The organism is Flavobacterium sp. JAS, assembly GCF_020991455.1.
Taxonomy (GTDB): domain Bacteria; phylum Bacteroidota; class Bacteroidia; order Flavobacteriales; family Flavobacteriaceae; genus Flavobacterium.
Genome location: NZ_JAJMOX010000003.1, coordinates 106086 through 132019, shown reverse-complemented (window position 1 = coordinate 132019; position 25934 = coordinate 106086). Strand labels below are relative to the sequence as shown.

Below are 25934 nucleotides of genomic sequence, written 5' to 3'. Positions count from 1 at the left end.
TTCGTGTTTTTAGTTGGATTGTTTAATGTCATCAAAATAATAGGTTTTTCCTGTGCCGTTAACTCCAAAGTCAAAGAACACTACTACACGCTGAAATTGATTGGCTGTTGTAGCTCCGTCAAAATCAAATGTTAGCTCTTCCCATCCGTTTGCAACAGTTGATGTAGCATCTACTTCTTTATTGATTGAACTATCTGCCATGTTTTCAAACTTCATTTTAACGACAATTCCTGCCTGAGGCGACCATACTTTCATTTTGATCTTTTTGAAAGTAGAAAAATTAAGCGGACTTGCTAATTCGATGAACGATCCTGCCCAAACTTCTGAGCCATTTCCTTTTGTTAAAGCACCTACTTTTGCCGAAGTATTAATTCCTGTTTTATCCGGATTATTTGCTAATACTGAATTTGCTCCACCAAAATTGGTAAATGCATAAGTCAATACAGAAGACTCAAAAGTCAATGGCAATTTTACAGTTTCAACACCTGACGTCAATTGAATATCATCAAAATAATAATCAACTCCGGTACCGTTATTTCCGAAATCAAAGAATACTACCAGTCTTTGATAATTTTTAGCATTATCAACCGCTGAGAAATCAAAGGTCAATTCTTCCCAACCGTTAGCGATCGTATTGGTTACATCGACTTCTGTATTAATATCAGGATTTGCTAAATTCTCTAGTTTCATTTTAACCACAATTCCTGCTTTTGGCGACCATGCTTTAAGTTTGATTTTTTTCAATGTCGAAAAATCAATTGGCGCACCTAATTCTATAAATGAACCTGCCCAAACTTCAGAACCTGCACTTTTATTTAACTTGGCCACTTTTGCACTCGGATTATCTTCGTTTACACTTGGATTATTGGCTACAGCTGTATTTGCTCCTCCAAAATTTGTAAAGGCATAATTAAGTGTTGCAGACTCAAAATCTACCGGTAATAAAACCGGATTCGATATTATAATGGTTTCTTCGTATGTTGTACTGGCAACTCCTCCGCTTAATGCTACTACTTTTACTTTGTACTCTCCCACATTAGCATACATATGCTTAATGGTTTCGCCTTCCATAAAATTGACCGGAATTTCATTTGGAGTTTCGCCAAAATACACCTGGAAGAAAGTTTCTAGGTTCGCTTTTGCGGAAACTGAAGCAGACAAATTATCTCCTACAACATGTGCCAAAGTCACTTGTAAATTAGTTGGTGCTAAAAACGAAACGGTAACTTCCTGATCTACTTCGGTTACTTTTCCGTTGATTCCCGTTGCTTTAATTTTTGCATGGTAAACGCCTTCTTTATAAGTATGGGTTGCAGTGCCTCCAGATCCAAAATAATCAGATTCAGGACTTCCGTCTCCATAGTTTATTTTGTATTGTGTAACGCCTTCTCCTTTAGGTAAAAAAGTAACCTTACCTGTGTTATCCTGCGTTACGGTGGTCAAAGCAGATACGTTAGACGGCGCACTCACGCTGTCTAAATCAATATTGCTATTATCTTCATTTGAACAACCCAGAAGTATTGTTAAAACGAAAAGACTTATAATAAAATGTAATTTTTTCATAATAATGTTTTTTTAATATCCAGGGTTTTGTTTCCAATTTCCGTTTGCAAATTGAATTTCTTCAATTGGAAGCGGAAATAACTCATTTTTATTTGCTGTAAAACCTGCTATTTTTCCAACTGCTTTTCCGGTTCTTACTAAGTCGAAGAAACGATGTCCTTCTCCTAAAAGTTCAACTCTTCTTTCTGCCCAAATAAAATCGGTAAGCGCAGCTCCCGAAGCTGATATATCATGATTATTGTCTCCAAAAGCACGTCTTCTTACTTGGTTTAAGTACGTTCTTGCTTTTCCATCATCAATTCCGCCACGGTTATACGCTTCTGCTGCCATTAATAAAACATCAGCATAACGTATCGATCTGTAATTGTTTGGATTTGTTAAATTCAAATCACCCTGAGCTTCTGAGCTTCTTTTTCTTGGTAAATATTTTCTGTTGAAGTAACCTGTGTCTTCATTTCCTTTTCCAAATGAAACTCCTTTTCCTCCATCATAATTTGTATTTGCGGCGGCAAAAGCTGCGATGTCTAATATGGCAACATCTTTACGTTTGTCACCTACTTCAAAAGCATCTGCGGCTTCTTTAGTTGGAACGTTGAAACTAAATCCTGAAGAAAAAAGTGGTCCGGAATAATTTCTTACTCCGCTAAAACCTACTGCAACGTTACCTTCACTACATTGTAAACATCCAAAACCTGCTCCTTCAACATCTGTATATTGTACTTCAAAAACAGATTCAGTTCCGTTTTCACCGTCTAATTCAAACATGGCATTATAATCAGCAACTAATGAATATTTTCCAGAAGTAATTACGCCGTCAAAAGCTGTAGCTGCTTGTGCAAATTTATTTTGATATAAATAAGCTTTTCCTAATAATGCCTGAGCAGCACCTTTAGTAATACGTCCTTTTTGAGATGCTGTTGGAGATAAATTAGCGGCAGCAAAAATTAAATCTGCTTCAATTGATGCATACACCTCTTCTACTGTTGCACGTGGCACCGTTTTTTCATCTCCAATTTTAAATCTAGCATCTCCTTTCATCGGGATTCCACCAAACCATTTCACTAACTCAAACTGGTAATACGCTCTCAGAAAACGTGTTTCTGCAAGTAGCTGGGTCTTTCCCTCAAAATTTGTTTTATCCTTAAATTCAAGAATATAATTGGCTCTTTGAACTCCTGCAAACATCCAGTTCCAGATGTCTCTTAAATTGCTGTTTGTCTGAGTATGAATCATATCGTCTATTTGCTGAAAACCTATAACATCTGTAGGGCTTTCTCCGCCTGCCAATGTATTATCTGAAGCAATTTCGCCCAATAAAACATTTACATAAGAAGACTGAAGCAAATCATACGCTGCAACTAATGCCTGATCGTAATCTGCTTTTGAATTAAAATAATTTTCAGAATCTATAGAGTATTCTACTTTTGGATCTACGAACTCATCTGAACAAGAAATACTTATTGTCGAGAACAGAGTTAGCATTATAATGGTTGTAAATAAATATTTTTTCATTTTAATTGAAATTAAAAATTAATGTTTAAGCCCAATAAATAGGTTCTCGGAATAGGATAAAATCCGTAGTCAATTCCTCCACCAATTGGAGCTCCGTTTGAAGCTCCCGGATCAAAGCCTTTGTATTTGGTAAATGTGTATAAATTATTTACTCCTGTGTAAAGTCTTAATTTTGTAATTCCGGCTTTTTGAGAAATGCTTGGATTAAGTGTATATCCTAATTGAATGTTTTGAATTCTTAAATACGATGCATCCTCAACAAAATAATCTGAAAAAACATTATTTGCCGTTGCACCTGTTGTAACTCTTGGTGTAGAATTGCTTGTTCCCGGTCCTGTCCATCTGTCTAATACATAATCTAAACGATTTGCATCTGATAATGTTCTTTCGTAATTACGAACCATATCATTACCTACTGAAGCAAATGTGTAAAGTGCAAAATCAAGATTTTTATAGTTTAATTGAACATTGAAACCCATTGTAGCCTCTGGAATTGGATCTCCAATATTGGTTTTATCTTTTGTATCAATTACACCATCTCCATTTGAATCTACATAACGAAGATCGCCCGGAGCTGCATTTGCACCTAAAGCCAGTTGCGACGGATGCGCGTCAACTTCGGCCTGGTTCTGGAAAATTCCATCTGTTTTATATCCATAAAAGTAACCTAATGGTTTTCCTACTTCCATGCGTGACGGTGCAGGTTGTCCTACTCCAAAATTTCCGCCTTCAATAAAACCGGTTCCGTTATTTACTTCTAAGACTTCATTTTTAAGAAAAGTCACATTGTAACCTACACTCATTGAAAATGAATCTGAGAATTTCTCTTTATAATCTATCGAAAATTCTAATCCTGAATTTCTAACTGAGCCCGCATTCAAAGTTGGGGCACTTGCACCTGGAGCGCCTGTGCCTGTAATCCCTGAAACCGGAATATTAGGAATCAATAAATCATTTCTGGTGTCTATAAAATAATCGGCAACAACGAATAATTTGTCGTTTAGAAATTTCATATCCAAACCAACATCAAATTTTCTGGCCTCTTCCCATTTCAAGTCCGGATTTGGTACTTGTCCCGTTGCTGTTCCGTTTACCAATGCGCCATCAAAAACATAAGTAGCTTCACCACTTAAAAGTCCTAAATAACCATAGTTTGGAATTTGATCATTTCCTAAAGTTCCATAACTCGCTCTTAATTTCAAGAAGCTAATTGCTTTTGATTCTCCAAAGAAACCTTCGTCAGAGATTACCCAACCTCCTGTGAAAGAAGGAAAATATCCCACTTTGTTTCCAGGGCCGAATTTGGTCGAAGAATCGCGACGCAACATTGCCGATAATAAGTATTTACCTTTATAATCGTATTGTGCTCTTCCAAAATAAGATAATCTTCTTTGATCGTACACGTATGAGCTATTAGTTAAAGTTTCAGAAACTCCTTTTGTCAAAGAAATATCTGCAAAATCCCATGAATTATTTGGAACATCAAAACCAGTTGCAAAAAGTCCGTTACCCCATTCTTTAAAAATAGTTGTACCAAGAGTTCCGACAATATTGTGACTATTTGCAATTTTTGCAGTGTAAGTTCCAAAAAGGTCAAACGAATAATTATTATCATTTACAGCACCTTGCGTAACAGAACTTCTTTGTACGTCAAAAACTTTTCCGCCGTAGCTAATTTGTTTGGCAAACGTTTTTGATTCGCTGTTTGAAGTATTAAAACCTATAGAACTTGACAGTACGAATCCTTTGAAGATTTTATAATCCAAACCAAAATTTCCGTTCAGTTTTTTATAATTGTAATCATTATAAGTATTTGCGATTTGCGCTAACGGATTAATAATTTCGTTTCCTAATCCTGTTGTATTTGGTACTAAAGCGAAATCGCCCTTTGCATCATAAGGACTTAAAGTTGCCGGAACATTTAAGGCATTAAATAAAACAGATCCAAGTCCGTTTTCGTTCAATGTATTTCTGGTAAAATAAGTATAGATTACATTGGTTTTCAATTTGAATTTATCACTCAAATCAGCCGTTAAACCTAATCTTGCTGTGTTTCTTAAAAATCCGGATTTATCTCCGCCAACAATTCCTTCCTGATCTAAATGTGAACCACTTATTGAGTAAGCAATTTTCTCTCCACCGCCTGAAATTGTCAAATCATTACTAATGATTGGAACTCCGTCTTTAAAAACCTGATCCTGCCAATTGGTGCCATTTCCTAAACCACTTGCATTTGGGTAAGGAAGTGCTTTACCGCCGTTGGCATAACTTTCGTTTAATAAAAGTGCATATTCAGTCGCGTTAAGCGTTGGTAATTTTCTTGACGTATACTGAAATCCTGTGTAGCTGTTAAAAGAAACTTTTGTTTTAGAATTCTTTTTACCCATTTTGGTTGTCACCAAAATAATTCCGTTTGCTCCAATTGTACCGTAGATAGCGGCCTGAGCATCTTTTAAAACCGTAATAGTTTCGATATCATTTGGGTTAAGTAATCCCAAATCTCCCACATAACCATCAATAATAGTTGTAGGCCTGTTTTCTCCATTTGTAGCAATACCACGAATACGAATATCCAAAGGCGCTCCCGGCGCTCCAGATTGTGTCGTAACATTTACACCCGACATTGTACCTTGTAATGCTTGCTCAATTCTTGCTGGTTTCAAGATATCAAGCGTTTTACTGTCTACTACAGAAACTGCTCCTGTAACTTCTCTTTTCTTTTGGCTACCGTAACCAATAACTACAACTTCTTCAAGAGATTTTGCGTCATCGCTCATTTTTACCGTTATTTTAGGTGCCGAAACCACAACTTCTTGGGTTCTAAAACCTATATAACTAAAGACAAGTGTGGTTCCTTTTGTAACTCCTGATAATTTAAAAGATCCGTCGAAGTCTGTGGTTGTACTTTGCGACGAGCTTTTAACTTTTACATTTACGCCAGGTAATGCTAAACCTGAGCCATCTAGTACTGTTCCGTTTACATCAAAAGACTGCGAAAACGCATACGATGTAAACAGCAATAGTACGGTTAGTAATAATTTAGATTTCATAATTAGTTAGTTTTTATTGAAAGCTAAAATTATCGCATCCTCTTAAGAATACGTTAAAATTAACCTCAACAAAAAACATACATAACAAAAAAATCATGCTAAAATTCAATATATCTCAAAAAATATACTGATTTACATATAATCTCAGAATGAAAAAATCATTAACATTACCTTAACAAAAACACTCCAAATATCAAATGTTGAGGTAATGTATAGTTTTTTTGAAGTACTTTTTGAGTTCCTATACAGCCAGAATATATTCGACCAAACCAATTTCGTGCTGCAAATCCATTTTTTTACGCAAACGATATCTTTTAATTTCAACACTTCGAACCGAAATATTAAATAAAGGAGCAATTTCTTTTGAAGAAAGATTTAATCGCAGGTACGCACACAAACGCAAATCGTTTGGAGTCAATAACGGATGTTGTTGTTTGATTCTTTTCAGGAAATCTTTATCGGCATTATCAAACGCTTCTTTAAAGACATTCCAGGAATCTTCTTCGGTTATGTTTTTATTAATGGTACTAATTACTGATTTAATATTATTGCTGTCATTTTGAGTCGTCTTTTTCAAATCATCTTTGATAAAAGCAAGCAATTCATTTTTACTATTCAAACTCATGGTTGAAACTGCCAATTCCCGATTTTTATTATCAACATCCTGCGACAATTGTTCGTTTCTGAGTTTCATTAATTGCTGTTCGTTTTCCAGTTCTTTAATTTCCAGCAAAAGATTATTCTCTTCAATTAATTTTGCTTCCTGTTTTCTATAATAATTGGTGTACGCTTTATTGATAAAATAAGCCAACACAAACATTAAAAGAAAATAAATAAACCAAGCCAGATTTGTCGAATACCAAGGTTTTAAAACCACAAATGTATAGGTTGCAGTATTTTCTAAAATTGTATTAGCATATTTGGCTCTTACTTTAAACGTATATTTTCCCGGCGAAAGATTTTTGAAATTCACCGTCGCTTTCGTACTCCATTCGCTCCAATCATTCTGAAAACCTTCTAACAAATATTGATATTCTGAATTGATATATTTGTTGTATTCCGGAACGGTATAATTCAACGTGATATTATTTTCGCTTGAGCGAAAGTTCCCTTCACTTTGAATAGCCACATTCTTTAAAGTTTCGTTTTGTTTGTTTATGGTAATATCAGTAATGAAAACCGTATAATTTTTAAAACTTAAATCGTCAATATTCAACGTATAATATCCATCGGTTGTACCAATTAAATACGTTGATTTTGAGATTTGCGTAATATTTTCATAACCCAGCATCGAATTCGTTAGCGATGACGGAATAGGAATTACATTCTGCTTTAATTGGTTACTGAGTTTACTGGCCGAGAAATAATGAATATAATTTTTAGAAAACAACCAGATTTTATTCGAATTATCGACAATTAATTTACCCGAAGTATATTCGTCTTTTTCAAAAATAGAACTTAGCAAATTGTCTTTTTCGAATAGTTTTCTTGCAGTATTTAGTTTAAAAATTCCACCTTTATAAGCATAATAAATCTGATTGTTAAATTTGGTCAAACTTGCATTCTTTCCTTTTCCGGGAGATTTATAAGTGAAAAATCCATCTGTTTTTAAGAGCGTTTTATCCAGTTTAAGTCTAAAAATTCCTTTGTATTCATGACTTACATAAACATCCAGATTATTTGAAACCTCAAAATATCTTGACGAATAATCAAAACCCTGCACTTTATTCCTGAAAACCCATTGATTATTTACTTTCTCCAAAACCGAAATTCCATAATAATTTCCCTGAAACAATTGATTCCGATTATTCGGAACAGATTCAAATTTCCAGGTTCCGGATCCCGAAAAGATATTCCTGGCAGAATCATTTGTAACAATAAAAGTACCAGAATCGTGACCGCAAAAAAGCGTATTATCATATACAAAAAGCGACCAAACCTGACCTTTTGTTCCGTTAATGAATTTAAATTCTGAATTACTCTGGATACTTTTACAAAATAATCCCTGATTTGTTCCCACATACAGCAAACCATTAAAAGTTGCCGATGCATAAACGGTTCCTAAAACTCCTGTATCATCCGTAAAACTGTGCACAGGCGACTGAATATTAATACAATTGATTCCGTTATCAAGCCCCGCCCATAAATTCTGATCTTTGTCTTCAAAAAGTGATAAAGCTGTATTATTACTCAAGCCTTTGCTTTGCGAAATATGATATTTAAGTTTTCCGGTATCCGACAAAATAAAAATTCCGTTAGAAACCGTTCCCAAAGCAAAACTTCCGTCCTGAAGGTGCTGGCTGCTATAGACAAAACTCGATTTTAATTCGGCATCGACATCTGTAGCGAAACGCGTTAAAGTATTTCCGGTCAATTTATAAATACCATCCAATTGTGTCTGAATCAACAAACCGTCGTCCATTGTAAAAACATTGACAATCGTGAATTTTTTTAGAATAGGATTATCCGAAACTAATTTTGCTTTTCCGCTTTCAATTTCAAAAAGTCCTTCTTTTATGGTCTGGAAATAAATTGCATTTTTAGGAGCAAACGACTTTATCACACCATTTTTAGGAGCAATGATTTTGAATTTTCCGGTTTTAGTGTCATAAATATAAATTCGGTTTAGAGATTGAAACAAAATCCACTGATCGTACTTCAGGATATTCCAAAACTGTTCGTCGTCCAGTATTTTATTTTTGATAGTATCACTAAGCGAAGTATATTTTAGTTTGCCATTAGTCTGTCTGGTCCAATAACCAAAATTCATGTAACAGCCCGTATAAATCTTGTTTCCAATTACTTTTACAGATCGAATAATGGTTTCATTTGGAGCCGTATATAATTGCCAGGTTGTTCCGTTATATTCTAAAAGTCCATCATTATTGGCAAAATACAAATAGTTTTGATCGTCCTGCGAAATCATCCAACTCTGATTTCCGGCACCATAAACAGAAGATGAATATTTGATAATTGGCGGAAACTCCTGCGAAAACAGTAAGAAACTCATCAAAAAAAGCAGTATAGACAGTTTAGTTTTCAAATCGGGATATTGTATTAATTTATTATAAAAACAGTTCTAAAATAGCTTATTTTATATTGAAATAACAAGTTCAGCAAAATTATTTTTAACATCTAACGCTTAAAAATATACCACAGATTCCACAGATTAAAAGGATTTAATATTGTAGCTGTTTTTTTGCCACGAATTCACGAATTTATCCCAATTAAATTGACGAAATACGCGGCGAAAAAATTAGAGAAAATTCGTGAATTCGTGGCAAACTTTTTTACGCAATCAATAACTCAAGAAATCATTTTAATCCGTGAATCCCGATAGCTATCGGGAGTGGCAAAAAATTAGTTAAGATTTGGAACAATCTGATTAACAAAACTCAAATCAAAATTGATTACTTTTGTAGAAATTGACTTTTTTTATGCAAATCGACCTTTCTACACTCGACCCAAAACATAATATTATAATTAAAGGAGCACAAGTACATAATTTAAAAAATGTAGATGTGGTGATTCCCCGAAACAAACTTGTTGTAATCACGGGGCTTTCAGGATCAGGGAAATCAAGTTTAGCATTCGATACTTTATACGCCGAAGGACAACGTCGTTATGTAGAAAGTTTATCATCGTATGCACGTCAGTTTTTGGGACGTTTAGACAAACCAAAAGTGGAATACATTAAAGGTATTGCGCCGGCAATTGCAATTGAGCAAAAGGTAAACACAACAAATGCCCGTTCGACCGTAGGAACTTCAACAGAAATCTACGATTATATCAAACTTTTGTTTGCCAGAATTGGCCGTACGTATTCGCCAGTTTCAGGATTAGAAGTTAAAAAAAATACCATTACCGATGTTGTTTCTGATGTGAAAAATCTGGAACTAGACAGTAAATGGCTGCTTCTTTCTCCTATTCATCTTGAAGAAGGAAGACAATTAGAAGATAAACTAAAAGTACTTTTACAACAAGGTTTTTCCCGTATTTTGGTTGATAACGAAATGGTTCGTTTAGATGAATTTACACCTACAGAACTTCATAAATTAGATAATAAAGATATTTTATTGATCATTGACAGAATTGTTGTCAAAGACGAAGAAGAATTCTACAATCGTTTGGCCGATGCAGTTCAAACAGCTTTCTTTGAAGGAAAAGGAATCTGTTATTTACAGGAATTAAACTCTGATAAAAGATTTACTTATTCTAATAATTTTGAGCTTGACGGAATTACATTTTTAGAGCCAAACGTACATTTATTCAGTTTCAACAATCCTTATGGAGCTTGTCCGGTTTGCGAAGGTTACGGAAATATTATTGGTATTGATTCTGATTTGGTAGTTCCAAATACATCTTTATCCGTTTTTGAAAGCGCTATTTATCCTTGGCGTGGCGAAAGTATGAGTTGGTACAAAGACGAGTTGGTAAAACACGCCTATAAATTCGATTTCCCAATTCATAAACCTTATTTTGAACTTTCAGATGACCAAAAAGATTTACTTTGGAAAGGAAATCAGTACTTTCAAGGTTTAAACGCTTTCTTTAAAGAACTCGAAGAAAAAAATTATAAGATTCAAAACCGTGTAATGCTATCACGTTACCGCGGAAAAACAAAATGCCATTCTTGTCGCGGAAAACGCTTACGTGAAGAAGCATCGTACGTAAAAATCAACAGCAAAACAGTTTCTGATTTAGTTGATTTGCCAATTAAACATTTGGTTACTTTTTTCAAAAATATCGATTTGAATGTTTACGAACAGCAAATCGCGAAACGTTTAATGGTCGAAATCAACAATCGTTTGTCCTTTTTGACAGAAGTTGGTTTGGATTACCTGACTTTAAACAGAAATTCTGCTACACTTTCAGGAGGAGAATCGCAGCGTATTAACCTTGCGACTTCATTAGGAAGCAGCTTGGTGGGTTCTATGTACATTCTTGATGAACCAAGTATTGGTTTACACCCAAAAGACTCTGAACGATTGATTAAAGTTTTGCTTTCGCTTCGTGACCTAGGCAATACAGTAATTGTCGTAGAGCACGATGAGGATATTATGAAAGCTGCCGATATGATTATTGATATCGGTCCTGAAGCAGGAACTTTTGGAGGTCATTTAGTAGCTCAGGGAACATATCCGGAAATCTTAAAATCAGACTCTTTAACGGCTAAATACTTAAATGGTGATTTAGAAATTTCTGTTCCAAAGAAAAGAAGAAAATATAAAAATCATATTGATATTGTTGGTGCCAGAGAAAATAACTTGAAAAATATCAATGTTACTTTTCCTTTAGATGTTCTGACTGTAATTACAGGAGTTTCAGGAAGTGGAAAAAGTACCTTGATCAAGAAGATTTTATTTCCTGCCATGCAGAAAAAGCTTGAAAATGCTGCTGAAAAAGCTGGTCAGTTTAGTGAAATCAAAGGTTCTTTTTCGCAAATAAAACATATCGAGTATGTAGATCAAAACCCAATTGGTAGAAGTTCAAGATCAAATCCTGTAACGTATATCAAAGCTTATGATGATATTCGTGATTTGTATGCCAAAGAAAAACTATCCAAAATAAGAGGTTATCAGGCCAAACATTTTTCTTTTAACGTTGATGGAGGCCGTTGTGAAACTTGCAAAGGAGAAGGTTCTATTAATGTCGAAATGGTTTTTATGGCCGATGTTTCGCTGCCTTGTGAAACCTGTGGAGGAAAGCGATTTAAAAAAGAAGTTCTGGAAATTACTTTTGACAATCAAAACATCAACGACATTTTGACGATGACAATTGATGATGCAATTGCCTTTTTCGAAAAAAATAAACAGACAAAAATCACTCAGAAATTACAACCGCTACAGGATGTAGGTTTGGGATATGTACAATTAGGACAATCTTCTTCTACTCTTTCCGGTGGTGAGGCACAACGTATTAAACTGGCTTCATTTTTAGTAAAAGGTGCAACAAAAGACAAAGCTTTATTTGTTTTTGACGAACCTACAACTGGTTTGCATTTTCATGACATCAAAAAATTACTAGCTTCATTTGATGCTTTAATTGATAAAGGACATTCTATTATTGTAATTGAGCACAATCTAGACTTAATAAAATGTGCCGACTGGATCATAGATTTAGGCCCTGAAGGCGGAGAAAACGGCGGACATTTACTAGCTGTTGGAACTCCGGAAGATGTTGTAAAAGAGAAAAAATCAGTTACAGGAGTGTATTTGAAAGATAAATTATAAAAAGGTTCTGAGGTACTAAGTAGCTGAGGTTCTATGCCATAAGAAAGCCCTAAATTAAATCGTAGTTATTTAATTTAGGGCTTTAATTTTTGTGAATTAATAATTTTATTAAGCGACTAAGCACTTTTCTTCAAACGGAAAACCATCTTCATCAATAGCTATTAATATTTTCTTTTGTTTTGAAGCTTCAAAAGTAAGGTATAACCACGCAAATGACCATAATCCAAGCGTTAAACAAAAAATTATAAAATTTAAACCGTGATTGACGGCTTTTCCACCTTTTGAAAGAACAGCAAAAAGAAATTGATCATTTCTTTCTTCAAGAGTAAATCCCTTATGAATTTTATTCGATATCATATTAGAAAACACTTGTAAGCTTTGTTCCTGACTGAGCTGATTGTTCTTCATAATTATTAATCTAAAATTAATTCAAATTCTACCACACTAATTTTCATTTTAATTTTATTGCAAAATTATCTAATATGAAAAGATCTACAATACTCACTTTTAGCGATCTTAAAATGCATTAAACTCAAAAGAATTAAAAAATCATTTTCAATTTTTCAATATAAATTTAATTTTAATAAATTAAACCACAAAATGAACAACTGTTAAATAATCAAAAACAACAACTAATTATCAATATCTTAACCTTTATTTTTAATATTAAAAGTTGGTGATTCATAATCTTTATCCAAATAATTCGCTGGGATTGTTGTTGTGTTTCCGTCACGTAATGCGTTATAATGTGGCGACATAATTTCTATTCCCGCTGCATTAAATGAATCCTGAATATTCTGATGTAACGAAGAGTAAATTCGAGGCTGTTTCGTTGGCTCTTTGGTATAAACGTTAATCTGATAAGAGACATAAAAATCATCTAAGCTTGTTTGTAAAACAAAAGGAGCCGGAGTCTGCTCAATCATTTCTGTTTTTAATGCCGCATCTATCAAAGCTTTGTAAATATCTTTCCAAGGTACGTCATAACCAATTGTAACGGTTGTATGAATTAACAATCCGTTATTAACTTGTTTTGTGTTTGAAGAATAGTTTGTAGAAGTACTTGATAAAACAGTAGCATTTGGGATTGTAATGTCTTCAAATTTAGGCGTTCTGATTCTTGTCACCAACGCTGTTTTCTCGATAACTTCCCCGCTTACATCGCCAATTTTGATAAAGTCGCCAATCTTAAACGGACGCATATAAGTAATTACCAATCCTGCAACCATATTCGCAATTGCATTTGATGAACCTAATGAGAATAAAACCCCAACAAATACAGAAACTCCTTTAAAAATTGGAGAATCTGATCCTGGCAAATACGGAAAAATTATTACTACCATAAAAGCCAACATTAAAAGACGAATTATATTGAATGTTGGCATAGCCCAATCACTATAAAAACCATCTATTTTAATGTTCTCTTTCTTTATCTCATCAAAAAAGAAACGGATTACTCTTATAGTGTATTTAAATATAACTACAATAACAATTATGGTGACCAAACTTGGCAGGAAACCAACAAATCCCATAACGGCGAGTTTTGCCGGAGAAAGAATCCAACTCAATAATGTGGTTGTATAAGCTTCTGTCGCCGGGAAAATACTAAATAGTACAGGCAACGAGAGATAAACGATTAAAATGAGCGTAAGTGCTTTTATAAAACCGTACAATTTCATTAATAGAAATTGCTGTTTCTGCGGCGAAAGAATACTGATATTATTATATGTGAATCCTTTAAAATATCGATCGCTATTTTTTAGGATATAAAATTTTATTCGGTTAAAGATCTTCCCAACAAAATATAGAACTAATCCAATAATCAGAACCAATAATGCAGTATATCCAAGTCTTTTTGGAAGCATCGAATAATTTTCATTTTGATAAATGATTGCTCTTTTTATCAAATTCAAATTCCTATTGGCAATATAAGTTGCGGTTTGATTTTCGGCTTTGCCATCAATATCCAGAATCGACATGATTACAAAATCATTCTTATACATGATATCCTGTGAGATATCTGAAGGAACTACCGAAATTGAATCTTTCTCAAAAAAAGAATCTTCATAAAGTTTTCTGATTTTTTCTGTAATCGCATTTGCTCTGTTCTCGGCAGAAAAAGAACCAACTTTATTATAGACATAAAAAAGTGTGTCTTTAAAAGGATGTACAGGATATCCTTTTAGTTTACTAAGTTCCGGTTTTGCAATTTGAGTACTGTCTTTTTGCGCGAAGGCAAATGGTGAAAATAAAACAATAAAGAAGGCTAAAAAACAAAGTATTTTCTTTTTCATATTCTGTTAGAATAAGTTGGTATTCATAACAAATATAAAAACAAAATAACTTAGAATTTAAATTACTTTTTATTTTCTCAATAAAATCGTGTTAAATTTTAATACCAATCTTCTTCAAAATTGTATCAATCACTTTATTAATGTCCGGAGAAATATTGAACTTATAATTTAGATATACGTACAAAATTGTAACCAAAATCGATTTTAAAGCAATGCTGATAAGCTGAAAAAATGGAAACTCCCAAAAGTAAAACATTAAAAACAAGACAAATGTTAACAACATCGAGGAGATCGTTTCTTTAGTAAACGGATATAAATTAAGCTTTTTAACCACAAAAAGAAGTTTTGCGAGACTATATAAAGTAATAGACAATAAAGTGGCAAAAGCTGATCCGAATATTCCAAAAATTGGAATAAAGATCATGTTTAAAACCACAGTCAATACCACCAGCATCAATCCTAAATACAATACCATGCGGTAATATTTGGTATTAAAAATGATAGCGTTATTGTTTCCTAAAATTAAATCAAAGTATTTAGACAAACCAATCATGAATACAACCGCAATTCCTCCGCTGTATTCTTTTGGAACCAGCTCGTACAATTGATTAATATTTACGAATATGCAAAGCATTACAAAACCACCTACCATCTGCAGGTTTATAGAGGTCTTTTTGTAAAGCCGATTCAACTCATCGTGTTTGTTCTCATGCATTAATTTTGCAGTGATTGGATATACAATTTGGTGCATGGCACGACTTGGAACTGAGATTACCAATGCAATATAAGTTGCCACAGAATAGAAAGCGATATTTTCAATCTGCATGTATTGATTTAATATCATTTTATCGCCATCTAAAAGCAAATTAGCAACACTTCCAGACAAAATAATATAAAAAGTATATACTAATATATCTTTTGTATTTGTTGGTATTGTAAACTGAAAAGTTGGTTTTTGAATACTAAATGCATATAGCATGGTAATCAAGAATGCAAAAAAATACAAAATTGCTGTTGCATACACAAAACCTTCCACACTAAGCCAATTGTAGTAAACACCTATTAATAGAAATAATGAAAACAATCGTAAACCCACTTCCTTAACAAAGTTTCCAAAAACGGAGTGCATATTTACTCGCAGCCAAGCATAAAAAATTTCAAAATATGCCATACATAGTCCAATAAATGGTATTAACCATATATAACTTTTTACAATGGCATTCTTTTTTGACAAAAAGAACAGAATCTCATCATAAAAAACAAGCCCAATCAGTAAAAGTGGAATTATTAATAGCAGAGGAAATAAGACAGTAAAGGATAAAAAACGGGATTTTTCTTCATCCGTTTGATATTGTGAATAAAATTTAACCAAAGTGTTTTGCATTCCAATCGCAAATAAAGGCATAATCACATTAGCACAAGACGTCACATAGTTAGTTAAACCATAATAAGTTGCTCCTAAATAAATTGGGTATAAATAAAGTGTATTAATGGCTCCGATAGCGAAACCTATATAAGTTATAATTGTATTTTTGAAAGATTGATTTAAAACAATACCCATGTTTTGATTTTAGATTGTAGAGCTCTGATTTTAGAATTTAGATTTTTACCTTTATTCGTTAATCAATTGTGCTAATTGCTTGGTTAGGTTTTTTCTTGAATATTGTTGTAAACCAACTCCATAAGATTGTAATTTCCCTTCCAAAAACTGATTATAAAAGTCCAAAATTACACTTTTTAACTTCGCTTTCTCAGAATAATCAAAAAATACTCCTGTATTAGTTTCTTTTATAATATCGGCAAAATCAGAACCCTCAGGTCCTATCGCAATTATCGGGCGATTTGAGACCATATATTCAAATAATTTACCCGGAATAATACTTTTGGTATCTTCTGAATTTATCTCTATTAAAAGTAAAACCTGTGATTTTTTTTGATGAGCAATTGCTTCATGGTGCGAAACATATCCCAGAAGGTTCAAATAATCATTCAAATTAAATTCTGCAATAGCGTCCAGCACTTCCTGGCTAACAGCACCAATTAATTTAATTTCTAAATGTGATTTAAAATCTGGAATTTCCTGCAATAATTCGACCAGACATTCCCATAAAAATCTAGGATTTCTATCCGATAAAAACGATCCGATATGAGCCAAAGTAAATTTGGCATCTAAAATCTGTTTCTCGACATTTTCGATATCATAACCATTTGTAATTACCGAAATTGGCTTATTAGTAATTGCCTGAAATTCGGCTTTTGTAGTTTTACTGGTTACAATAATAGTATCGGCAGCATTAAGAACTTTATGCTCTAATTGTTTGTGTTTTTTGTCTGCGTAAGCAGATAAACGCAAAGCTTTATGATAACCAATTGTTGTCCATGGATCACGGAAATCAGCAAACCATTTTACATTTAGTTTTTCTTTTAATTCTAAACCTATTAAATGCAAACTGTGCGGTGGTCCCGACGTTACAATAGTATCAATATTATTTTCTTTGATGTATTTTTCAAGATAAGAAACTGAAGGTTTTACCCAAAAAACGCGAGCATCGGGAATAAAAAGATTTCCTCGAACCCACAAAAAAGTCTTATCTAAAAAAGTCTGCTTCTTTTTATGCGGAAAAATTCCTGAGCTAATCTTCTTTGTTTTGTTTTTCGAAAAAATAGAAGCCAATTGATAAGGCTCCCAAATTTTATTTTTAAGAACAATTACCTGATCAGAAACTTCACTAACCAAACCTTTATCAACTATTGGATAAGTTGGATTCTCTGGAACATAAACAATTGGCTGAATATTAAATTCAGGCAAGTACTTTACAAATTTCAACCAACGCTGAACACCTGGTCCGCCAGCTGGTGGAAAATAATAGGTAATGATTAAGAGTTTTTTTTGTTCCAAGAAAATTGGGTTTACTGTTTTAAAAGTGCAAATTTAGAAGTTATTACAATCATTAAAAAGTTATTTCATAGTTGATTTCCTAAATGTTCTAAATAAGATATATAATAAAAATAGACAATTTAAAACAATCCAAAAATTATAGAAAATCCAAACCACTTTATATTCTGTTTGCATGCTTGAAAGGCTAAAATATTCTCCCTGACTTTCATCATAAAAATCATCATAACCCATCATATAAACTCCACAAAAAATAAATACTGCAATATCTAAAAAGACAAATAGGGTAATTTTTAGAACTTTCAGAAACATAATTAAATTGAGACTAAAAACGGATTACTGGTTACTTGTAGCTTTCTTTCTCTCAAAATAAATCCCACCAATTAAAAGTAAAAACATTCCAATAGAACTTGCCAAAACAATTGTTCCTCCAGTTTTGATAACCTGAGGTTCAAATTTAAACTCGATTATGTGTTTTTCTCCGGGAACTTTTTCTCCAGGAATCTCCATTGCTCTTAATACATAATCAACTGGGAAATGATCCGTCAATTTACCATCGATATAAGCATTCCATCCATTTTTATAATACATTTCAGAGAATACCGCCAAACCGTCTTTTTGGTTATCAGATTCGTATTTAATGTAGTTTGGTTTGTATTCTATTACTTTAATAGTTCCAGTTGTGTCCCAATCTTTTTTCATTCGGGCACTTTTAAATTTACCTTCATGTTCATGAACATTAAAAACTGCCACAGTTTTAGTATCAATATGATCTAAAGCTTTCATGACGTCATCTGGTTTATTTACCAATTTTACAGCACTAACAAACCAAGCATTTCCGTTAGCTGCGGGATTTGCAACAGGAAACTCTTTTCCTTCTTTATCCACTTGAATTACATACTTAACATTTAACATATTAAGTACTCCAATATTACCTTTTGAAATTTGATAATCCATTAATTGCTGCATTCTTCTTGGTCTTACAGCACTATATCCTCCAATTGTTTTATGAAAATAAGAAGATCTTCCTTGCAATTGTCCTTGTACATCAAATACTCGGTAAATTGATTTATCTTCTAAAATTTTCGCATCAATAGGAGTTTCCTGAAAAGGAGCTGCAATTTCAACCGGGCTCACAAAATCTTTTGCCGAAACGTATCTTTTATCTACAAAAAACAAATCAAAAATCATTAAAATACCAACTACAATTAAAGTTGTATTCTGACTTAATTTATTTTTAACAAACAACCATAAAATTCCAAAAGTAACTACAATAAAAAAGCCTGAACGCAATAAATCAGCAGAATAAAGACTCATTCTGTCTTCTTTTAATGCATCCACAAAAGCTGGTCCATACGCTTGCATGTAACTGCTGTCACTCATTCCTGTAAAGTGGAACATGCTTTTAGCAACTACTAAAATCAATAAAACTCCAAGACCAAAAACTCCTGTTTGCACTAAAGCTTTTTGCTGTAATTTTGGTTCGTCTTTTGCTTTAAAAAACGATTGTAATCCCATTACTGCAAGTACTGGGAAACATAATTCTAATATAACCTGAATAGAAGATACTGCTCTAAATTTATCATACATTGGAACGTATTCGATAAAAAAGTCTGTTAAAGCAGAAAAGTTTTTCCCCCAGGAAAGCATTAATGTAAATAAAGCTCCTGTAAGAAATACATATTTTATTTTTCTTTCGTCAATGAATAAAGCCAGAACTGCCAAAAAGAAAACCACAACTCCTATATAAGCCGGAGCTGAAACAATAGGCTGATCTCCCCAATACGTTGGCATTCCTGAAACAAAATCTTCTGCCTGACTTGCCGGCACACCTTGCTCTACCATAAAAGAGTACATACGACTGTCTGTACCAACATTTTCATGACTTGAACCTCCAAAAATTCTTGGTGCAATTAAGTTCAGACTTTCCGCAATTCCATAACTATACTCCGTAATATAGTCTGTTGTCATTGCTGCCGTTGTTGTGTTTTTAGAACCGTTAGGATTAAAAGTTAATTCACTTTTATCGCGAATACTATATTTAGCATATTCGCTTGTTGCCATCAAATTAGTGGCATTTGCTCCAATTGCAAGAATTCCGGCTACACCCAAAACTCCAATCGCAGTTAAAAGTGGTTTATATTCTTTTGCTTTAATAAAATTAAAGACATAATAACCTGAAAGTATCAATAAGAAAATCAATAAATAATAGGTCATTTGAAAGTGGTTAGCATTAACTTCTAATGCAACCGCAAACATGGTGAGCAGACCTCCCCAGACATATTTTTTCTGAAAAACCATTATAAATCCTGCAATAACCAGTGGCATATAAGCAATCGCATGCGCTTTTGCATTATGTCCTACACCAAGAATAATGATTAAATAAGTAGAGAAACCAAAAGCGATGGCTCCTATAAATGCTTTTAAAGGATCTGTTTTTAAAACTAATAACAATCCGTAGAAACCTAAGAAATATAAAAATAAATAATCTGCAGGGCGAGGTAAGAAACGTAAAACATCATCTAAATGCCCCACAAAATCGTTAGGATAATTTGCTCCTAACTGATATGTTGGCATACCGCCAAAACCAGAATTTGTCCAATAAGGTTCAGAATGCTCTGTTGCTCTAAAATCATTTTGCTCTTTAGCCATTCCGGTATATTGAGCAATATCAGACTGGTAGATTTGCTTTCCTTGTAAAACAGGATAAAAATAAATTAAAGAAACGAGAATAAAGCCCAATATAACAAGGGCATGCGGATAGAACTTATTTACTATTTTCAATTTAGGCTGATTTGGGTTAAATGATGAATCCTATATTTCTAGGACACAAACTTAATCTATTTCTTCGTAATCAACATAATCGCCAACCTTTTTGGTTTCGCGAGGATTTTTAGCATTAGCGGTATTAATGATTATTTCATCATTGTTTGTACGCGTTTTTTGCCATGTATTATCCTGACTATATTGTTGTTGTCTCTGAAAATTCTCCCCTGCTTTTTCAACCGCTTTTTTCACCAATACCGGCAAAAAGATTTTAGCCAAAAATTTAAAAATATAATAAAATGCCACCATATAGCATATGGCTTTTATTAAACCTGTAAAAGATGCTTCTTGCATAATCGTATAATTTTTTCCAAAATTAATAAATCCATTGTTTAAAATTAAAATATCAATCTTAAATAAATAATAAAATATAGTACATTTGAAATGCGTTATTACTTTTTAATCCAAAAACACATTTATGTTAAAAACTAAAAACTTATTTATTACAGCTCTTTTTTTTATACCGCAAGTTTTTTTTGCTCAATATACTGACATCATCAATTCTAACCGTCCCGGCGAAACAATGTCTGCATACGCAGTTGGGAAAACCGTATTTCAAGCAGAATTGGGTATTTATGGAATCAAAGAAAAACATGATTTATTAAACTATGACGCAAATGGTTTTGGCACAGATTTAACGCTTCGTTATGGTGCATTTCTTGAAAAACTGGAATTCATTCTTGACCTTCAGTATCAAATGGAAAATTTTGATACTCCTTTTACCAGTTATAAAAAAAACAACTTTAGACAAACTGTTTTAGGGGCCAAATATTTGATTTATGATCCTTATAAAAATTATAAAAGAGTGGAAAACATATATAGCTACAAAGCCAATCACAGCTTTAACTGGCATGAATTAATCCCTGCAGTTTCGATATTTGCAGGAGCTAATTTTGTGGGCGCCGATAATCCATATTATTTTTCTCCTCAATCAGCTATTTCTCCAAAAGTTGCATTGATTACCCAAAATCTTTTTGGAGGCGGAAAATGGGTTTTTGTAACCAACATCATCGCCGATTATATTGGTACTGATTATCCTAGTTATGGCTATGTATTAACTTTAACACACGGTTTTAATAATAAATGGTCTGGTTTTATCGAAAATCAGGGCTATAAAAGCGATTTCTATAGTGATGCCATTATTCGTGGTGGAGCTGCTTATTTGATTAATTCTAATCTTCAGGTTGATGCGTCTATTAGTACAAACTTCAAAAACACACCTTCTGTATTATACGGAGGAGTTGGAGTTTCATGGCGTTATGACGGACGCTACAAAGAGAAAGAAGTAGAATTCAAAAGCAATGAAAAAGCTAAAAAGAACAAAGATAACGAGCTAGAAAAAAAAGAAACAGATTATCAGGAGCAAGAAAGAAAACGTAAGTCTAAATACGAATAAGAATTTAACAACCAATCTCTCCTAAAGAGACTTTTTATAATACCAACTGAATGATTACAATAAAAGAAGCCAAAACCAAAAAAGAATTAACCGAATATATTAAGTTTCCGTTTTCATTATACAAAGACAATCCGTATTGGGTTCCGCCTATTATTGCTGATGAATTAGAATCGTTTGATAAAACCAAAAATCCAGCTTTTGATAATGCCGAAGCTTATTTTTATATCGCATACAAAAACAACGAAATTGTTGGTCGTGTTACGGCTATCATAAATTGGTCTGAAGTTAATAATCAGCATAAAAGAAAAGTTCGTTTTGGCTGGTTTGATGTTATTGATGATATCGAAGTTACAAAAGCTTTATTAGAAAAAGTTTATGAACTGGGAAGACAACATAACCTGGAGCATGTTGAAGGTCCGATGGGATTCTCGAATCTGGATAAAGTTGGAGTTCTTACTGAAGGTTACGACCAAATGGGAACCATGATTACATGGTACAACAATCCGTATTATGTAACTCATCTTGAACAATTAGGTTTTCAGGTTGAGAAGGAATATCTCGAAAGTATTTTTCCGTTTTCTAATGTTAAACCGGAATTTTTCCTTAAAGCACAGGAATTAATCAAGAAAAGATACGGTTTACGTGCTTTAACGTTCACTAAAACAAAAGACATTATGCCACATGTTGACAAAATGTTTGATTTGTTTAATGATTCTTATGCCAGTTTAGCTTCGTTTGTAGCAATTACAGATGTTCAAAAAGAGTATTTCAAAAAGAAATACATCAGTTTTATCAATCCGGAATACATTAAGTTTGTGGTTGACAAAGATGATAATCTAGTTGCTTTTAGTATTGTAATGCCAAGCTTTTCTGAAGCTTTACAGAAAGCAAAAGGAAAGTTATTTCCATTTGGATTCATACATTTATTGAGAGCCCGTAAAAAGAGTAAAGACGTTGTTTTTTACCTTATCGGAGTTCATCCTGATTACCAAAACAAAGGTGTTACGGCAATTATCTTTGATGAATATTTTAAAACTTTCTCTGAAAAAGGAATCAAAAATTGCATCAGAACTCCGGAATTAGCAGAAAATACAGCAATTCATTTATTATGGAAAAACTTTGACCCAAAAGTTCACTGTCAAAGAAAAACATATTTGAAATATCTTTAAAAAAGAAACCCGACAGTTATAAAATCTGTCGGGTTTTATTTTTTATTTATTCTACTTTACAATCTACTTTTGTCAAAATCATTTTCGGCTCAAACTTAAGTTTCTTTTTATCCTTAAAAGTTACTTTGCCATTTGCTTCCGTAATATCTCCATAGCCTTCTATATAAGTTCCGTCTTTTTGCAGAAAAGCTACTTCTCTAACAGATGAAATTCCTTCAGACATAAAAGTATAATCTGCAATTAACGTATCTCCTTTTATATTCCCTATCAAAGTACCTTCATTTTTATCTTTTCCATACAGCTTATAGCTTAGTTTTCCATTTACCTCCTGATGCGAATTCACATTAAAACTTAACTCAATAGTACTGCTATCGTTTGCAAAAGCAAAACACTGATCTCCGGAAGGCTCTGCATTTTCAGCTTCTTTTGGAGGGTCTGGAGCAATTTCAGGTACAGGTTCTGTCTTTTTACAAGAAACCAAAACAACTAAAATAATTACGGTCATTGCTAATACTTTTTTCATAATCTTATTTTTTACTATCGTTTAGAAGTATAAATTTAGCTTAAATAAAAAAAATCCATTCGCATAACGAATGGATTTTTTTACATAATTCCCATAAAGGAATCTATTCTCTAGAAATTAAGCGTCTAAATCGACTGTAGTTCTGCTTGCAATTTCTTTATAAGTACCGTTTTCTAATTTTTCACGAATTGCTTCAAATGCCGTAAGTGTTTCATCAATATCACCTAAAGTATGTGAAGTTGTTGGAATCATTCTCAACAAAATAATTCCTTTTGGAATTACAGGATAAATTACAATCGACAAGAAAATACCGTAGTTTTCTCTTAAATCGTTTACCATTACCATTGCTTCAGGAACACTTCCTTGCAAATAAACCGGCGTTACACAAGTATTTGTATCTCCAATATTGAAGTTTCTAGAACGTAATCCGTTTTGTAATGCATTTACATTCTCCCAAAGTTTATCTTTCAATTCCGGGTGATTACGCAATAACTCTAAACGTTTCAAAGAACCAATTGTTTGAATCATTGGCAATGCTTTTGCAAACATCTGAGAACGTAAATTATATTTTAAATAATCGATAATATCCTGATCAGCAGCTACAAAAGCTCCAATATTAGCCATTGATTTTGCAAATGTAGAGAAGTAGACATCAATACCGTCCTGAACTCCTTGCTCCTCACCTGCTCCTGCTCCTGTTTTACCAAGAGTACCAAAACCATGTGCATCATCTACTAATAAACGGAAATTATATTTTTCTTTTAAGGCAACAATTTCTTTTAATTTCCCTTGTTGTCCTCTCATTCCAAAAACACCTTCGGTAATAAACAAAATTCCACCACCAGTTTCTGTAGCCATTTTAGTAGCACGTTGCAGGTTTTTCTCCATACTTTCAAGATCATTGTGTTTGTATGTAAAACGCTTACCCATGTGCAAACGAACACCATCAATAATACAAGCATGAGAATCTACATCATAAACAATAATATCATTTTTAGTAACTAATGCATCAATAGTAGAAACCATTCCCTGATAACCAAAATTCAATAAATAAGCTGCTGGTTTCATTACAAATTCAGCCAATTCATTTTCTAATTGTTCGTGGTATTTAGTATGTCCAGACATCATACGAGCACCCATTGGATAAGCTGCACCGTATTGAGTTGCAGCATCAATATCAGCCTGACGAACCTCCGGATGATTTGCAAGACCTAAATAGTCATTCAAACTCCAATTTAAAATATTTTTTCCACCAAATTGCATTCTTGGACCAAGTTCACCTTCTAATTTAGGGAAAACAAAATAACCCTCAGCTTGTGAAGCCCATTTTCCTAATGGCCCTTTGTTGTTCTGAATTCTTTCGAATAAATCTTTTACCATAAATATATTTTGAAGTAATAATTTTAATTTATACAGGGTGCAAAAATAAATATTTATTCTATGGTATCATAATTATTTAAAATGATTATGATCAAAATTGTCGATTCCTATTTTTTTAACACCAAACAATATTCCATGTACTTTTTTTCTCAACAAATAAAGGTGCTGATCATAAAGTTTTATAATTTATACCTGTTATAAATTCAGGCGAAAAGACTGGAATTGTTTTATTTTTAGTAATTTTAAAAGCATTTTAAAAAAATGAATCATAAATTCTAACACCTAAATAATGGCTTTAAGCAACTCAAAAGATTTAAAATTAGCCGTTCTTATTGATGCCGACAACGTGCCTTACAGTAACGTAAAAGGTATGATGGAAGAAATAACAAAATTTGGAACACCAACCACAAAGCGTATTTATGCAGACTGGACCAAACCAAACGCTAATGGATGGAAAGGTGTTTTACTTGAACATGCCATTACTCCTATTCAACAATACAGTTATACTGTTGGAAAAAATTCCTCAGATTCTGCTCTAATTATCGACGCAATGGATTTGCTTTATTCCGGTAAACTAGACGGATTTTGCATTGTTTCGAGCGACAGCGATTTTACACGACTTGCCATTCGATTGCGAGAATCAGGCATGAAAGTTATTGGTATTGGCGAAAAGAAAACACCAAACTCTTTTATAGTTGCCTGCGACAGGTTTATCTATATTGAAGTTTTGGATGGTGCAATCCAGAAGAAAAAACCAAAAGTTGCTGCTACCGCTGATGCCAAAAAACCTGTTGAAAAACCCGCCGAAAAAGCATTGCATAAAATTGACAAGCAAACCATCGAACTTATTGAAGCTACTATTGAAGATATTGAAGACGACGATGGCTGGGCATTTTTAGGCGATGTTGGAAACTTAATCGTTAAGAAAAAACCCGAATTTGACCCACGAAATTATGGCTTTTCTAAGCTTACGCCAATGTTAAAATCTTTGACAGATATTCTTGAAATCGACGAAAGAGAATCAGACAAAAAAGGAATCAAACATGTTTACGTTCGGTTACGATTCAATTAATTACAAATTATTATATATTA

General features: G+C 33.2%; 16 protein-coding genes. 4 read left to right on the top strand and 12 right to left on the bottom strand.

Annotation, left to right across the window (positions count from 1 at the left end):
* Positions 1–9: 9 nt before the first annotated feature.
* The 4 genes from LPB88_RS04580 to LPB88_RS04565 form a co-directional block, all read right to left on the bottom strand.
* Positions 10–1563 carry a hypothetical protein gene (locus LPB88_RS04580; RefSeq protein ID WP_230712911.1) on the bottom strand — a complete coding sequence of 518 codons (1554 nt, stop codon included), beginning with the start codon at positions 1561–1563 and terminating at the stop codon, positions 10–12.
* 12 nt (positions 1564–1575) lie between these two features.
* Positions 1576–3075 carry a RagB/SusD family nutrient uptake outer membrane protein gene (locus tag LPB88_RS04575; RefSeq protein ID WP_230712909.1) on the bottom strand — a complete coding sequence of 500 codons (1500 nt, stop codon included), beginning with the start codon at positions 3073–3075 and terminating at the stop codon, positions 1576–1578.
* 11 nt (positions 3076–3086) lie between these two features.
* Positions 3087–6125, bottom strand: a complete 3039-nt coding sequence (locus tag LPB88_RS04570) for a TonB-dependent receptor (protein ID WP_230712907.1) — start codon at positions 6123–6125, stop codon at positions 3087–3089.
* Between the two features lie 241 nt (positions 6126–6366).
* Positions 6367–9135, bottom strand: coding sequence for a triple tyrosine motif-containing protein (locus LPB88_RS04565; protein ID WP_230712904.1), 2769 nt, complete (start codon positions 9133–9135; stop codon positions 6367–6369).
* A gap of 427 nt (positions 9136–9562) precedes the next feature.
* Between LPB88_RS04565 and uvrA the strand changes: the two genes are divergently transcribed.
* A complete protein-coding gene (uvrA, locus tag LPB88_RS04560) occupies positions 9563–12358 on the top strand; it encodes an excinuclease ABC subunit UvrA (RefSeq protein WP_230712902.1) in 2796 nt (931 codons plus the stop codon).
* A gap of 108 nt (positions 12359–12466) precedes the next feature.
* Here the strand turns inward: uvrA and LPB88_RS04555 are convergent, their stop codons facing one another.
* The 6 genes from LPB88_RS04555 to LPB88_RS04530 all read right to left on the bottom strand — a co-directional run bounded on the left by LPB88_RS04555 (position 12467) and on the right by LPB88_RS04530 (position 20668).
* Entirely contained in the window at positions 12467–12766 is a 300-nt protein-coding gene (locus tag LPB88_RS04555; RefSeq protein WP_230712900.1) for a hypothetical protein, read from the bottom strand.
* A gap of 239 nt (positions 12767–13005) precedes the next feature.
* Complete coding sequence (locus tag LPB88_RS04550; protein ID WP_230712898.1) at positions 13006–14652, bottom strand: mechanosensitive ion channel family protein; 1647 nt, start codon at positions 14650–14652, stop codon at positions 13006–13008.
* 91 nt (positions 14653–14743) lie between these two features.
* A complete protein-coding gene (locus LPB88_RS04545; protein ID WP_230712896.1) occupies positions 14744–16213 on the bottom strand; it encodes an oligosaccharide flippase family protein in 1470 nt (489 codons plus the stop codon).
* A gap of 51 nt (positions 16214–16264) precedes the next feature.
* Entirely contained in the window at positions 16265–17551 is a 1287-nt protein-coding gene (locus LPB88_RS04540) for a glycosyltransferase family 4 protein (protein WP_230712893.1), read from the bottom strand.
* Between the two features lie 333 nt (positions 17552–17884).
* Positions 17885–20332, bottom strand: coding sequence for a hypothetical protein (locus tag LPB88_RS04535; protein ID WP_230712891.1), 2448 nt, complete (start codon positions 20330–20332; stop codon positions 17885–17887).
* 51 nt (positions 20333–20383) lie between these two features.
* A complete protein-coding gene (locus LPB88_RS04530; RefSeq protein ID WP_230712889.1) occupies positions 20384–20668 on the bottom strand; it encodes a DUF4834 family protein in 285 nt (94 codons plus the stop codon).
* Between the two features lie 124 nt (positions 20669–20792).
* Here LPB88_RS04530 and LPB88_RS04525 point away from each other — a divergent pair, with 124 nt between their 5' ends.
* Both LPB88_RS04525 and LPB88_RS04520 read left to right on the top strand, forming a co-directional pair.
* Positions 20793–21770: a transporter gene (locus LPB88_RS04525; RefSeq protein ID WP_230712887.1), complete on the top strand. Its 978-nt coding sequence runs from the start codon at positions 20793–20795 to the stop codon at positions 21768–21770.
* Positions 21771–21820: 50 nt separating this feature from the next.
* Positions 21821–22939 carry a GNAT family N-acetyltransferase gene (locus tag LPB88_RS04520; protein WP_230712884.1) on the top strand — a complete coding sequence of 373 codons (1119 nt, stop codon included), beginning with the start codon at positions 21821–21823 and terminating at the stop codon, positions 22937–22939.
* Between the two features lie 46 nt (positions 22940–22985).
* Here LPB88_RS04520 and LPB88_RS04515 read toward each other — a convergent pair whose 3' ends face one another.
* The gene (locus LPB88_RS04515) at positions 22986–23462 is read right to left on the bottom strand and encodes a hypothetical protein (RefSeq protein ID WP_230712882.1); all 477 of its coding nucleotides are present in this window, start codon (positions 23460–23462) and stop codon (positions 22986–22988) included.
* Positions 23463–23579: 117 nt separating this feature from the next.
* Positions 23580–24842 carry a pyridoxal phosphate-dependent aminotransferase family protein gene (locus LPB88_RS04510; protein ID WP_230712880.1) on the bottom strand — a complete coding sequence of 421 codons (1263 nt, stop codon included), beginning with the start codon at positions 24840–24842 and terminating at the stop codon, positions 23580–23582.
* Positions 24843–25131: 289 nt separating this feature from the next.
* Here LPB88_RS04510 and LPB88_RS04505 point away from each other — a divergent pair, with 289 nt between their 5' ends.
* Positions 25132–25914 carry an NYN domain-containing protein gene (locus LPB88_RS04505; RefSeq protein WP_230712878.1) on the top strand — a complete coding sequence of 261 codons (783 nt, stop codon included), beginning with the start codon at positions 25132–25134 and terminating at the stop codon, positions 25912–25914.
* Positions 25915–25934 lie beyond the last annotated feature (20 nt).

Bases quoted from the DNA above. Each gene is read 5' to 3' on its own strand.
- LPB88_RS04580 (WP_230712911.1), bottom strand. From the start codon at position 1,563: ATGAAAAAATTACATTTTATTATAAGTCTTTTCGTTTTAACAATACTT.
- LPB88_RS04575 (WP_230712909.1), bottom strand. From the start codon at position 3,075: ATGAAAAAATATTTATTTACAACCATTATAATGCTAACTCTGTTCTCG.
- LPB88_RS04570 (WP_230712907.1), bottom strand. From the start codon at position 6,125: ATGAAATCTAAATTATTACTAACCGTACTATTGCTGTTTACATCGTAT.
- LPB88_RS04565 (WP_230712904.1), bottom strand. From the start codon at position 9,135: ATGAGTTTCTTACTGTTTTCGCAGGAGTTTCCGCCAATTATCAAATAT.
- uvrA (WP_230712902.1), top strand. From the start codon at position 9,563: ATGCAAATCGACCTTTCTACACTCGACCCAAAACATAATATTATAATT.
- LPB88_RS04555 (WP_230712900.1), bottom strand. From the start codon at position 12,766: ATGAAGAACAATCAGCTCAGTCAGGAACAAAGCTTACAAGTGTTTTCT.
- LPB88_RS04550 (WP_230712898.1), bottom strand. From the start codon at position 14,652: ATGAAAAAGAAAATACTTTGTTTTTTAGCCTTCTTTATTGTTTTATTT.
- LPB88_RS04545 (WP_230712896.1), bottom strand. From the start codon at position 16,213: ATGGGTATTGTTTTAAATCAATCTTTCAAAAATACAATTATAACTTAT.
- LPB88_RS04530 (WP_230712889.1), bottom strand. From the start codon at position 20,668: ATGCAAGAAGCATCTTTTACAGGTTTAATAAAAGCCATATGCTATATG.
- LPB88_RS04525 (WP_230712887.1), top strand. From the start codon at position 20,793: ATGTTAAAAACTAAAAACTTATTTATTACAGCTCTTTTTTTTATACCG.
- LPB88_RS04520 (WP_230712884.1), top strand. From the start codon at position 21,821: ATGATTACAATAAAAGAAGCCAAAACCAAAAAAGAATTAACCGAATAT.
- LPB88_RS04515 (WP_230712882.1), bottom strand. From the start codon at position 23,462: ATGAAAAAAGTATTAGCAATGACCGTAATTATTTTAGTTGTTTTGGTT.
- LPB88_RS04510 (WP_230712880.1), bottom strand. From the start codon at position 24,842: ATGGTAAAAGATTTATTCGAAAGAATTCAGAACAACAAAGGGCCATTA.
- LPB88_RS04505 (WP_230712878.1), top strand. From the start codon at position 25,132: ATGGCTTTAAGCAACTCAAAAGATTTAAAATTAGCCGTTCTTATTGAT.